Source organism: Burkholderia sp. BCC1972, from assembly GCF_905339605.1.
Classification (GTDB): domain Bacteria; phylum Pseudomonadota; class Gammaproteobacteria; order Burkholderiales; family Burkholderiaceae; genus Burkholderia.
Window position 1 is genome coordinate 98150 of record NZ_CAJPGH010000015.1, and the last position, 12189, is coordinate 110338.

The window sequence follows — 12189 nt, forward strand, 5'->3', positions numbered from 1 at the left end:
TTCGCGTCAGATTTGCCGTTTCCGCGTTTTTTTGCCTGCCTTCCCTTTACCGACGTTGCCGATGACAGCTGCCCACGAGCCTTCCTCCCCGCCGTCCCTCGACGCCTCCCCCGGCCGCCCCGCCGCGCGCCTGATCCTTGCGCTGTTGCGCGAAAGCCGCGTGTCGTTCACGCTGGCGCTCACCGCGTGCGTGCTGAACGGCATCGCGAGCGTGCTGCTCGTCGCGACGCTGAACCGCGCGCTGTCGCAGCCGGGCGCCGCCGACGCGTCGCTCGCGTGGCGCTTCGCCCTGTGTGCAGTGATCGCGCTCGTCACGCGGATCGTGTCGGGCACGCTGTTCGCCCGCCTGTCGCAGGACACGATGGCGCGGTTGCGCGTGCATCTCGCACGGCGCGTCGGCGCGGCCGAGCTGCGCGACATCGAGCGGATCGGCGCGGCGCCCGTGCAGTCGGTGCTGACCGACGACGCGACCAACGTGTCGATGCTGTTCTTCGCACTGCCGAACCTCGTCATGCACGGCTCGATCGTGTTCGGCTGCCTTGGCTACCTCGCGTGGCTGTCGTGGCCCGTCTGCCTGCTGGCGCTGGCCGCGATCATCGCCGGCTCGCTCGGCTATCACACCGGCGACCGCCGCGCGATCGCGTCGCTCGAAGCGGCCGGCCACGCGCAGGACCGCCTGTTCGGCTATCTCGGCTCGCTGTTCTCCGGCGCGAAGGAGCTGAAGCTGCACGATGCGCGCGCCCGCCAGTTCGTCGACGGCCAGCTCGGCGCCGCGATCGGCGAAGTGCGCGACCACCGCCGCCGTGCGTTCAGCGCGTATGCGGTCGGGGTCGGCTGGATCATCTTCCTGTTCTACGTCTTCCTCGGCGTCGCGTCGTTCTGGCCGCAGCTCGGCGTGCATGCCGACCCGGCCGCGGCGGCCGGCTACGTCGTCGTGTTCCTGTTCATGCTCGTGCCGCTCGACGGCCTGCTGAACAACCTGCCGACCGTCAATGCCGCACGCGTGTCGCTCACGCGGATCGAAGGCGTGATGGCCGAATTCGGCGCGCTGCGCACGGTGCCGCCCGCGGCCGACGCACCCGACGTGCCGCCGGCCGGCGCCGTCACGCTGCGCGGCGTCACGCACGCGTACTTCCACGAACGCGACGAACGGATGTTCAGCATCGGGCCGATCGACCTGACGATCAAGCCGGGCGAACTCGTGTTCATCGTCGGCGGCAACGGCAGCGGCAAGACGACGCTCGCGAAGGTGCTGACGGGGCTCTACGAGCCCGAGGAAGGCACGATCGAGGTCGACGGCCGCACGATCGGCTGGCGCGAGCGCGCGGCCTACCGTCAGCGCTTCAGTGCGGTTTTCAACGATTTCCACCTGTTCGACGCGCTGCTCGGCATCGTCGACCCCGACGATCCGTCGCGCGCACAGGCCGATGCACGGGCGAACGCGCTCGTCGCGAAGCTCGCGCTCGACCACAAGGTGAAAGTGGTCGACGGCGCGTTCTCGACGCGCGCGCTGTCGACCGGGCAGCGCAAGCGGCTCGCGCTCGTCGTCGCATACCTGGAGGACCGGCCGTTCTACCTGTTCGACGAATGGGCAGCCGACCAGGACCCGTCGTTCAAGGCCGTGTTCTACGAACAGCTGCTGCCCGAACTGCGTGCACGCGGCAAGGCCGTGATCGTGATCACGCACGACGACCGCTACTTCGATCTCGCCGACCGGCTGCTGAAGCTCGACAACGGGCGCATCGTCAGCGACACGCAACCCGCACGCCTGCGTGCGCAGGATGGCGTCGATGCGCTGAGTGTTTAAGAGAAATAGTCGATAAAAAACGCCGACGCGCTGCCATGGCAGTGCGTCGGCGATTTGCATTTCGGAAGCGAATAATTACCGATGCGCGACGCGCCGGTCACACCGATCGCGATACCCTGCCCATCACGTCTTGCGCACCGCCGGCAGCGTCAGCATCGTGTCGGTCATCACGTCGGCCAGCTTCAGCGCCGACATCGGCCCGCCGAACCCCCAGATATTGCGTTCGATCAGTGCGATCCGGTGTTCCTTCATCGCGGGCACGAAACGCCACACCGGCGAGTCGAGTTTCGCGGACAGCGGCACGTCCAGCCCCGATGCGGTCACGAACATCACGGCGAGGTCGCGCTGCCGGAGCAGGTCGGCCGACGTCACGTACAGCGTGCCTTCCCGCGTCGGCTTCTTCGGCCACGGATCGAGCCCGAGCGCACGCGCGAGACCGGCCGACGTGCTGTTGCCCGTATAGGCCCAGTAACGATCGGGCAAGCCGAGATCCTGCAGCAGCGCGATGCGCTCGCCCTTGCGGCCCGCGGCCGCGAGCCGCGCCGCGTTGCGCGCGATGCCGGCGTCGAGTTGCGCATCGACCGCCTGCGCACGCGCGTCGCGCCCCGTCACCGCACCGATCGTCCGGAAAATCTGTCGCATCCAGTCGAGCTGCGTGACGGGTACCCCGCCGTCGGACACGTTCGGACTGAACTGGAACAGGATCGTCGGCGCGATCCGGTCGAGCGCGTCGAAGATCGGCGCATGGCGGAAGCCGACGCCGATGACGAGATCGGGCTTGACCGCCGCGATCGCCTCGAGCCCCGGTTCCTGCCGCGAGCCGACGTCGGTCACGTGCGCGAGCCGCTCGCTCCGGTAGCCGAGCCAGCCCGGGTAGAACGCCGTATCGGCCATCCCGACCGGCACGATATCGAGCGCGACCACGCTTTCCGCGAACATGAAGTCGAGTGCGACCACGCGCTGCGGCCGCACGGGCATCCTCGCGCTCGCCTGCGACACGACGGGGTTGCCGGCCAGCGACACGGCGCCCTGCGCGCCGCGCGCGTCGTCGGCAACGGCAACCGCTGCTGAAACCGATGCGGGAAACGCGCCGCAGCTCGCGGCGCCGAGTGCCGCCGCGAGTGCGCCGAGCGCATGCCGGCGGCCGGCGTGCGTCACCGGATCGCGTCCTGCTCGGCCAGCGCCGCGTCGTCCATCGTCAGTAGCAGGGGGCAGCTTCCACACAGTTGCGTTTCTCCAGGAATTTCGTAGCGCAGGCAGCACACGCGGCGCGCGCGAAACGGCGTCGGCAGCAGCGCCGAGCGCGGCAAGGCGTCGCGCACGGGCATTCGCAGCGGATTCGATTCGCCGTGCACGCAGGCCGAACCGAACAGCCAGTCCGCATCGCGGACGGGATCGGCCGCGCACGGCAGCGAACGATACGTGCCGAGCAGATAGTCGAGCAGGTTGCCCGCGTTGCTCCACAGCACGCGCGGCGTGACGCGGCCCATCGCCGCGAGCAGGTCGATCACCGCGCCGAGATGCGCGATGAGCCCTGCATAGCGCGGCGCGGGATCGTCGCACGGCGCGCCGAGCGCATCGCTTGCGAAATACAGCGCGGCAGGCATCCCGTCGTCGAGTGCGACGAAGGTGCGCTCCGGGTGCATGTCGAGCGGCCGGCCGAGCGTCAGCGCGGCGACGACACCGGCCGGCGCCGCACGGCCGAAATAGTATTTGCTCCATTGCGACATCAGCGCGCGCGCATGCTGCGCGGGATCGCCGCCGTAATGGTCGACCATCGCGGCGAGCACGGCGTCGCGGTGCCCCGGCAACGCGCTGACGGGCACGACGATGCGGCCCGGCACGTGCACGTGTGCATCGTCGGGCATGCCGAGCCAGACGACGTCGAGATGCTCGGCGAATGGTTCCGGCGCGAACGCCGAGAATCGCGTGGCGCGCGTGTCGTCGAGCACCGGAATCATCGCCCTGCGCGCCGGGCGCGGCGCCCCTCGAGGATCAGCAGCCCGAGCAGGTACGGCGCGCCGATCAGCGCGGTCAGCACGCCGGCCGGCACCTCGCGCGGTGCCACGACGGTGCGCGCGGCGAGATCCGCGACACCGAGGATCAACGCGCCGCATGCCGCCGCGAGCCACAGCCGCGTGCGATGCCGGCGCGCGCCGAGCATCGTCGCGACGTGCGGCGCCATCAACCCGATGAAGCCGACCGGCCCGACCGCCGCGACGGCCGCGCACGCGGCGAGCGTCGCGATCGTCAGCGCGAGCGGCCGCAACGCAGCCACCGGCAGGCCCAGCGCGGCCGCCTGGTCGTCGCCGAGCGCGAGCATGTCGAGCGGCTTCGCGAGCCATGCGAACACGGGCATCGCGAGCACGCACCACGGCAACAGCATCGACACCTCGCCCCAGCTGCGGCCATACGTGCCGCCGACGAGCCACACGACGAAACGCGCGGGCTGCACGCTTTCCTGCGTGATCAGCCATTGCGCGAGCGTGGTCCACAACGCGCCGATCACGATACCCGTCAGTGCGACCGCGAGCGGCGCATAGCGATGCCGGTGATTCAGCGCGAGCGTGATCGCGAGCGACAGGCCACCCCCGATCAGCGCGGCGGCGGCAAGCGTCACGTGGCCCATCAGCGGCCACGTCGACAGCGCGAACAGCGTGACGAGCCCCGCGCCCTGCGTGACGCCGAGCACTTCGGGGCCCGCGAGCGGGTTGCGCACGACGCTCTGCATCGCGACGCCGCTGACGGCGAGCAGCGCACCCGCGAGCAGCGCGCACAGCAGGCGCGGCATGCGCAGGTCGATCAGCATCCGCGCGAGCGCATCCTGGCCCGACAGCGCAGCCGACCAGCGCGCGGGCGACAACCATTCGGGGCCGGCCGATACGCCGGCCAGCACGACCAGCAGGCCGGCCACGACGAACAGCGCCGTGCGCAGCGGCCAGCCGAGCCGTTCGAGCCAGCCGACGAGCCGCGTCGAGCCGCCGCCCGCCGCGCGTTCGGCATCCGCATGCAGCACGCCCGACCACGCAGCGCCGCGCCGGATCATCGCGAGCATCAGCGGCGTACCGACCAGCGCGATCGCGACGCCGGTCGACAGTGTCGCGTCGAAGCCCGATGCGAGCACCGCGCTGTCGGTGACGAGCACGAGCGCGCCGCCGGTGAGCGCCGACAGCGGCACCAGCACGCCGAGCCGCGCCGCACGCGCGCCGCGCACCTGGCGCAGCAGGTTCGGCGCGACGAGCCCGACATACGACAGCGGGCCCGCGATACTGACGGCGACACTGGTGAACGCGACCGCGACGATCGTCGCGGCGAGCCGCGTCGCATCGACGCGCACGCCGGCCGCAGCCGCCGCGTCGTCGCCGAGCGTGAGCGGATTCAGCGGCCGGATCACGAACGGCAACGCAACCAGCGGCACGACGAGCCAGCGCGCGGCGAGCGCGAGGCCCGTCGCGCCCGGCTGGTACAGGCTGCCGTTGGTCCACAGCGCGGCCCCCGCGATGTTCTGCTCGAAGAACGCGAGCACGAGCGTCGACAGCGCGGCGAACAGCAGCATGCACACGCTGCCCGCGAGCACGAGCCGCAACGGCGTCGCGCGCCAGCCGCCGGCCGCGACGATCGCGCACGCGGCGGCAGCGAGCCCGCAGACGAACAGCAGCGGCACCGACGCGACGCCGGCCAGCGCCGGCACGAGCATCGCCGCGAGCAGGCCGAGCTGCGCACCGCCCGTCACGCCGAGCAGGTCGGGCGACGCGAGCGGATTGCGCGTGAGCGACTGGAACAGCGCGCCCGCGATGCCGAGGCAGCCGCCCGCGACGAGCGCGGCCGCGACGCGCGGCAGGTTGAGGTCGAACAGGAACACGTGCGCGAGCGACGCGGCATCGCTGCCGGGCGCCGCGTCCCACCACACGCGCAGGTCGGGCGCGACGCGCAGCGCCGCAAGTAGCGCGATCAGCGCGACGAGGCCGGACGCGATCGCGCCGGCCCGCCCCGTGGCCGCGCCCTTCCCCGTCGCCGCGAGGCGCTTGCGCATCGCGAACGTCGTCATACGGCGAGATCCCGGTCGAAGACGACGGCCGCCTGCGGCGCGCCGTCGGCGGTCGGTCCGTAGGCCGGCACGCACATCGGCGCGCCCGTCTGCGGATGCGCGAGCTTCAGCATCTCGACGCCGAACGCCGCGCGCAGCCGCGCGGGATCGAGCATCGCGTCGGGCGTGCCCTGCGCGACGAGACGGCCTGCGCGCATCAGCACGATTTCGTCGCTGTACGCGGCAGCCTGGTTCAGGTCGTGCAGCACCCACACGATCGTCAGCCCGCGCGACCGGTTCAGCGTGCGCAGTGCGTCGAGGATGTCGAGCTGGTGATGGATGTCGAGATAGGTGGTCGGTTCGTCGAGCAACACGATCGGCGCCTGCTGCGCGAGCGCCATCGCGATCCACGCGCGCTGGCGTTCCCCACCCGACAGTGCGCCGACGTCGCGCTCCGCGTCGCCGGCGAGGCCGCTCGTGTCGAGCGCCTCGTCGATCGCCGCATGGTCGGCCCGCGACAGGCTGCGCAGGAAGCCGCCGTACGCATAGCGCCCGTAGGCGACGAGTTCGCGCACCGTGAGGCCCGACGGAATCTGGTTGAACTGCGCGAGCATCGTCAGCTCGCGCGCGAGCGCGCGACGGCGAAACGACGCGAGCGGCCGGCCGTTCACTTCGACATGGCCGGCACGCGCGGGCTGCAGGCCCGCGAGCGTGCGCAGCAGCGTGCTCTTGCCGCAGCCGTTCGGTCCGCACAGCGCGGTGACGCGGCCGGCCGCGATCGACAGGTCCAGCCCGTCGATCACGACATGGTCGCGATATCCTACCGACAGCCCGCGCGCGGCAAGCGCGGCGGTACTACGCGTCATCAATCCTCCGTTCGGTCACGCGGGACCGTATGACTCTGCGCCATCGCGACGACCACCTTGCGCGGCCCCTCGAACGGGTCGCGCGCATGCGCGGTCAGCATGTTGTCGAGCATCAGCACGTCGCCCGTGCGCCACGGGAACACGATGCGCTGCTGGTCGAGCACGCCGCGGATCTGCGCGAGCGCGTCGGCCTCGAGCGGTTCGCCGTCGCCGTAGTACACGTTGCGTGGCACGTTCTCGAGCCCGACCGCATCGACGAGCGCTTCCTGCATGTCGTCGTCGAGCGCCGACAGGTGGAACAGGTTCGCCTGGTTGAACCACACGCGGTCGCCCGTGCGCGGATGGCGTGCGACGGCCTGGCAGCGTTCGCGCGTGCGCAGCAGCAGCTCGCCGTCGTCGCCGGTGCGCCACGTGCATTCGATGCCGCGCGCCGCGCACATCCGTTCGACCTCGGCCGGCTCGTCGGTGCCGAACGACTGCTGCCACGGCAGGTCGAGACCCTGCCCGAAATTGCGCACGTACAGCAGCTCGCGCTTCTCGAAGCGCGCGACCAGCGCCGGATCGAGCGCGCGATACACCGCGCGGCTGTCCGCGATCGGCGTCGCGCCGCCCTTCGGCGCGGCGAGCGCGCAGTGGAACCAGATCCGCAGCGGCCATTCGCGCGTGTACGACTGCTCGTTGTGCAGCGGAATCGCACGGTGCGGCGGGTATTCGGTCGACGTGTAGACGGCGCCTTCGACCTGACTGCGCGGCGTCGACGCATATTCATAGCCGATCAGCGGATCGCCGAACGATGCCGCGAACTGCTGGAACGCATCGATCGACGGCACGTGGAAGCCCGTGAACAGCACGCCGCCCGCCCGTTCGAGCGTGTCGGCCGCGATCTCGCGCGCCAGCGGCGCGACGTCGTCGATCGACATTCCGTCGCTGCCGCGCGGCGACACGACGGTGGGCAGCCCCGGCTCGATACGCAGGTCGTCGAGCGTCGGCAACGAAAGCAGGGTCATGCAACGTCCTCTTCAGGTGGCGCGCCGGAAACGCGGCGCAGCAGGTCACGATGCGCGCGACGCGCGCTCGCCGTCCATCGCGCGGCGCAGGCTCGCGGGGCGCATGTCGGTCCAGACTGCCTCGATGTGCGCGAGACAGTCCGCTTTCGGGCCGCTCACGCCGACCTCGCGCCAGCCGGCCGGTACGGGCCGGAACGTCGGCCAGATCGAGTACTGTTCTTCGTCGTTGATGACGACCGTGTAGACGAGATCGTCGGTGTCGGCGGAAGGCGTCGGGGCTTGCGTCATGATCGGAAATCGCTGGGCGGTTGAAGGAAGCGAAGCGGCGGTTTCGGCCGCTCCTGTCAGATAGACGATTGGCCGGCGCGTTTTTTTACCGCCGCCGTGCACGGCCGCCCAGGAACACCGGACACGCGACGCCGCGCTGGCATGCGTCGAGGCAATCCGCGCAGTGACGCTCCGCATCGCGCACCATGAAATGCACGAGCGTCTGCGACACGTTCAGCGCGCGCGCCGCGGTCTGCAGCGTCTCCTCGCGCAGCCGCACCATCTCGAAGGCCGCGCGGCTGCGTGCCGGCAGGTCGTCGAGCGCGGCCCACACGCGCCGCAGCGTATCGCGCGTCATCAGCGCGGCTTCCGGCGTCGGCTCGGGCGACGGCACGTCGAAGCCGTCGTCCTCTTCCGTGTGATAGACGTTTTCGAGGCTTTGCCGGCGGCATGCGTCGATCGACGCATTGCGCACCATCCGCGTCACGTAGGCGACCGGCTGGCGCACCGCATCCTGGTTCGGGAATTCGACGAGCTTCACGAACACGTCGTGCACGACGTCCTCGGCGCGGCTCGCGCACCCGACGAAGCCGCGCGCGACATTGACGAGCATCGAACGATGCGAGATCAGCACGTCGAGCAGCGCGCCCTGCGCGCGGGGTTCCGACGCACGACGCGGCCGCGGCGCGGCGCGCGGCGGCAGGTCCGGACAACTGCCGAGGAACGGGTTCGCCGCTGCCGCCGCCGGTCGGTCGAGCACTTCCGCCATCGCCATCGATCTGCTCCGTCAAATTCCGAGATAGCGCAATTTAACGTAAACGCAAATCATTCTCAATCCGATTACCGGATGACCCTTTCAGTTGTCGGGATTTGTCTGAACAATTGGCGGAATCGTTGTCCGGGCGGATGGGACGCGGGTTCGTCCGGCGTTCGCGGTGAAACAAGGCGCCGTCAACCCGGCGCCTCGTTTCACCGCTTCACCTGCATGCGACCATGCTCGCTAGCGCGCGGCCGGCAACAGCAGCCGGCACGACGCGAGCCGCGCCGGGGTGACGGGCATGCGGCAGACGCTTCGCTGCATCGCCGCCTTCGGCTGCGCCGCCAGCGTGCGTGACACCGCCATCGCCTTCGGCTGCGCCGCCCGCACCCGCAACGCATCGGCCCCCGGGCTCGCCGGCCGCAACGCGCGCAGTGTTGCCGCATCGATGTGCACTTGCCAGAACTGCGGTTTCCCGTCGGGGTCGTCTTCCCGATAGCCCTGCCCCGTGATGGTCTGCCCGTCGGGGCTCACGCCGATCACGTTGGCCAGGTTCAGCGTGCCGACCGACAGGCCGGCCCCTTCGAGCAACGCGACGAGGCTGCGCATGCCGCTGTGCGGCGTCCACACGAAGACGCGCTCGACACCGGTCTGCCCGTTGCTCGAGCCACCGACGACAACCTGCCCGTCCATGCTGATCGACAACGCGTAGCTGCTGTCGTCGCCGTCAAGAAAACCGAGCCGCTGGATGCTGTCGCCGCCGTTCGTCCACAGCACGGCCTCCGAATCGACCCGTTGTTGTCCATCCGGCGTGGCTACCAGGGTGCCGAGCGAGCCGGCGATCGTGCGTTCGTCTTCGGTCACGCCACGGGCCAGATCCATTCTGGCCACGCCCGCGTTGATCGTCGGCAACAGTCGTTCGCCGATTCGTTCTGTCCAAAGGAGCGCACGCGAACCATACACGCCGTCGACATTGCCGGCGAACCCGGCTGCGGCATTCCCGGACGAGGTCATCGCGAGCAGGTGCACGAGATAGTCGCCGCCCGGCGGCAACTCGCGGAAACCCGTCGGCTGGTCCCACATGAACCGTGCATTCCGGCCACCTGCCGCCGTGAAGCTGCCCGTCATCCTCGTGCCGGCGAGGTTCGCGACGTCGACCCATGCGCCCCAGCCCGCCGTATCCGGAACGAGTTTCTGCGTGCGACCGTCGCCGGGCCATCGCACCGCCCATCGATCGAGGTTGCTGCTGTCCGCCTGGCGCGCGCTGATCGAGCCGCCGATCACCTGCCCATCGGCAGACACCGTCTGTGCCTGCGAGTCGTAAGCGTTCGCTGGCGCGGCCAGCCGCTGCCAGCCCGTCGCGGCCGACCACGAGAACGCCATCGAGCCACCGGGCTGAGCTTCGCTCCAGTAGAAACCAATGATCGTCTTGCCGTCCGCGCTGACGGCATTGCCGTTGTACTGCATGTCACGCGGCCCGCCCAGGTCCCCGAACACCGTCAGCGAATAACCGCCGGCCGATACCGTCTGCGCATGAACCGCGCTCATTGCCGACACGGCCAGCACGGCCGCGACGATACTGCGTCTCGGATGCATCCCCTTCTCCTCCGTCAGTACATCAATGAAAAATCCCGTGCAGGCAGCATGTTGCGCGGCGCGCACCGCTCAGGCCGCACAACGCTCAATACAGGAAAATCCGGATCGTGGCGGCCGCGTCGAACGGCCCGATCTTCGGTGGTCCGAACGACTTGAGCACCGCATCGAGCAACACGGTCTGATTCGCAACGTTGGCCGCAAACTGTGTGAGCGTGAACTGCTTGTTGAAGTCGATTGCCTTGCCCTGGCTGTCCTCGAGGCCGATCCCGAAGTTGCTGTCCTTCGCCGGCACCAGCAAACCGTTCTGCACGGTGCCTTTGGTCGCCTCGAAATAGCCGTCGACGCGAATCGGGATGCTGCATTTCTTCGACAGCGACAGTGAGAACCGCCGGCGCGGCACGGCAGGCAGGAAGCCGTTGCCGGTGGTCTGCACCTGACCGAAATTGACGATGCCGGGTTCAGGCGTCACCAGCACGTCGACGAGGCAGGGTGTCGGCTTCAGACGCGACAACCCGCTCAACCGGTACTGGAAACTCGATCGAGCCGCGTTGAGGCCGCCCCTGCCGTCGAACTGAAAGACCGCATAGATATCGTTCGGCGGCTGTATCCATTGGCCCTTCTTGCGCACCACCACCTGATAGGTGATGCTGAGCGGCACCTTCGGGCAGAGCCCGCGGTCGAAGTTCCATTGCGAACACGTGCCAACGGTGGTGGTGGTTTCCACGCGCGCGCTCGGCCCGCTGCCCAGGCCGAAATAGTCCCGGCCGCCATAGCGAATGCCGATCTCGAGCCCCCATGCAGCGGGATCCTGCGATCTCGGGTTCGCATAGAAGTAAACCTGCTCGGCAAAGTTCAGTGCGGCCCCGCCGTAGTCTTTGTAGCAATACCCCGTCGTCGTGCGTGGCGGCGATACCCAGATCACGTATCCGTCCGGCGCATCCGTCGGATACGATGCGACACCGCCGATCGGCTCGGTGAGCGAATCCGCGCCGCCGTCGGCCAGGCAGCGCAGCGCCCACGCCGGCTGCACGGCCGCGATCAGCACCGCGAGCACGACCCAGCGCAGCCACGTCGCGAGCGGCGACACGCGTTGTCTCGCGCCCCCGCTCATTTCTTCACGCTCTTGCAAGCCCCGGCCTCGCACGCATACTCGATCGCGACCTGGCCGCCGTAATCATCGATATGCGTGACGAACAGCGTCGACGGCGTCGCGGCCTTGAACGGCACGTCGGCCGTGCTCATCGGGCTCACCATCACCGGATCCAGCGGCATGGGCGTCTTCTGCGCGCCCGACGCCAGGTCGACGATCGTGATGTGATACGGCGTCGGATTGTCGAACACGAGCTTGTGTGCAGCCGAATCGACGCGCAGCGTCATCGGCAGTGTCCAGTCCTCGTCGCGCGCCGGCTGCACGGCCTTCGGCCGGTAGAACAGCTTCATCTGCGTATGCAGCGCGATCTGCAGTGTGTTCGGCGTATCGGTCTTCGGCGGCACTTCGCGGATGTTCAGGTAGAACACCGATTCGCGATCGGCCGGCAGCTCGGTGCCCGGCAGCTTCGCGATCCGCAGCACGTTGCGCTCGTTCGCCTCGACGCGCTGCAGCGGCGGCACGACCATCAGCGGCGACGTGATCTTGTTGCCCTTCGCGTCCTCGAGCCACGACTGCACGAGATACGGGTACGTCGTGCTCTTGTTGGTGATCGTGACGACCGCGGCCGGTTCGCCTTCGTTGAAGATCACGCGCGTACGATCGGGCACGATCGCCGCATGGGCGGCGCCGGCGAGCAGCGCGCCACAGGCCGCGAACGCGCACAGCGCGCGCCGCGGAAAGGAAAGGGAAAAGAGATTCTTCATCGCTGGAT

11 protein-coding genes are annotated in these 12189 nt (G+C 69.4%); 1 reads left to right on the forward strand and 10 read right to left on the reverse strand.

All coding sequences use genetic code 11. The features are described 5' to 3' along the window. The first annotated feature begins 61 nt into the window (after positions 1–61). On the forward strand, positions 62–1807 hold the full coding sequence (locus U5798_RS21565; RefSeq protein ID WP_322083136.1) for a cyclic peptide export ABC transporter: 1746 nt from the start codon (positions 62–64) through the stop codon (positions 1805–1807). Positions 1808–1930: 123 nt separating this feature from the next. Here the strand turns inward: U5798_RS21565 and U5798_RS21570 are convergent, their stop codons facing one another. The 10 genes from U5798_RS21570 to U5798_RS21615 form a co-directional block, all read right to left on the reverse strand. Next, the gene (locus tag U5798_RS21570; RefSeq protein ID WP_322083137.1) at positions 1931–2965 is read right to left on the reverse strand and encodes an iron-siderophore ABC transporter substrate-binding protein; all 1035 of its coding nucleotides are present in this window, start codon (positions 2963–2965) and stop codon (positions 1931–1933) included. Then, complete coding sequence (fhuF, locus tag U5798_RS21575) at positions 2962–3768, reverse strand: siderophore-iron reductase FhuF (RefSeq protein ID WP_322083138.1); 807 nt, start codon at positions 3766–3768, stop codon at positions 2962–2964. The genes U5798_RS21570 and fhuF overlap by 4 nt, the downstream gene beginning before the upstream one ends. Beyond that, positions 3765–5855 (reverse strand): Fe(3+)-hydroxamate ABC transporter permease FhuB, encoded by a 2091-nt coding sequence (fhuB, locus tag U5798_RS21580; RefSeq protein ID WP_322083139.1) that lies wholly within the window; start codon positions 5853–5855, stop codon positions 3765–3767. Before fhuB ends, fhuF begins: the two co-directional genes overlap by 4 nt. Beyond that, positions 5852–6700 (reverse strand): ABC transporter ATP-binding protein, encoded by an 849-nt coding sequence (locus U5798_RS21585; protein ID WP_322083140.1) that lies wholly within the window; start codon positions 6698–6700, stop codon positions 5852–5854. The genes fhuB and U5798_RS21585 overlap by 4 nt, the downstream gene beginning before the upstream one ends. Then, positions 6700–7707, reverse strand: coding sequence for a TauD/TfdA family dioxygenase (locus U5798_RS21590; RefSeq protein ID WP_322083141.1), 1008 nt, complete (start codon positions 7705–7707; stop codon positions 6700–6702). Before U5798_RS21590 ends, U5798_RS21585 begins: the two co-directional genes overlap by 1 nt. A 45-nt stretch (positions 7708–7752) precedes the next feature. Further along, positions 7753–7995 (reverse strand): MbtH family protein, encoded by a 243-nt coding sequence (locus U5798_RS21595; protein WP_059234271.1) that lies wholly within the window; start codon positions 7993–7995, stop codon positions 7753–7755. 85 nt (positions 7996–8080) lie between these two features. Continuing rightward, entirely contained in the window at positions 8081–8749 is a 669-nt protein-coding gene (locus tag U5798_RS21600) for an RNA polymerase factor sigma-70 (RefSeq protein ID WP_124451628.1), read from the reverse strand. 225 nt (positions 8750–8974) lie between these two features. Next, complete coding sequence (locus U5798_RS21605) at positions 8975–10327, reverse strand: calcium-binding protein (RefSeq protein WP_322083142.1); 1353 nt, start codon at positions 10325–10327, stop codon at positions 8975–8977. A gap of 85 nt (positions 10328–10412) precedes the next feature. After that, the gene (locus tag U5798_RS21610) at positions 10413–11438 is read right to left on the reverse strand and encodes a fimbrial protein (RefSeq protein ID WP_322083143.1); all 1026 of its coding nucleotides are present in this window, start codon (positions 11436–11438) and stop codon (positions 10413–10415) included. Next, on the reverse strand, positions 11435–12181 hold the full coding sequence (locus U5798_RS21615; RefSeq protein ID WP_322083144.1) for a molecular chaperone: 747 nt from the start codon (positions 12179–12181) through the stop codon (positions 11435–11437). Before U5798_RS21615 ends, U5798_RS21610 begins: the two co-directional genes overlap by 4 nt. Positions 12182–12189 lie beyond the last annotated feature (8 nt).

Coding starts and splice junctions, on each gene's coding strand:
- U5798_RS21565 (WP_322083136.1), top strand. CDS start 62: ATGACAGCTGCCCACGAGCCTTCCTCCCCGCCGTCCCTCGACGCCTCC.
- U5798_RS21600 (WP_124451628.1), bottom strand. CDS start 8,749: ATGGCGATGGCGGAAGTGCTCGACCGACCGGCGGCGGCAGCGGCGAAC.
- U5798_RS21585 (WP_322083140.1), bottom strand. CDS start 6,700: ATGACGCGTAGTACCGCCGCGCTTGCCGCGCGCGGGCTGTCGGTAGGA.
- U5798_RS21590 (WP_322083141.1), bottom strand. CDS start 7,707: ATGACCCTGCTTTCGTTGCCGACGCTCGACGACCTGCGTATCGAGCCG.
- U5798_RS21615 (WP_322083144.1), bottom strand. CDS start 12,181: ATGAAGAATCTCTTTTCCCTTTCCTTTCCGCGGCGCGCGCTGTGCGCG.
- fhuB (WP_322083139.1), bottom strand. CDS start 5,855: ATGACGACGTTCGCGATGCGCAAGCGCCTCGCGGCGACGGGGAAGGGC.
- U5798_RS21610 (WP_322083143.1), bottom strand. CDS start 11,438: ATGAGCGGGGGCGCGAGACAACGCGTGTCGCCGCTCGCGACGTGGCTG.
- U5798_RS21595 (WP_059234271.1), bottom strand. CDS start 7,995: ATGACGCAAGCCCCGACGCCTTCCGCCGACACCGACGATCTCGTCTAC.
- U5798_RS21605 (WP_322083142.1), bottom strand. CDS start 10,327: ATGCATCCGAGACGCAGTATCGTCGCGGCCGTGCTGGCCGTGTCGGCA.
- fhuF (WP_322083138.1), bottom strand. CDS start 3,768: ATGATTCCGGTGCTCGACGACACGCGCGCCACGCGATTCTCGGCGTTC.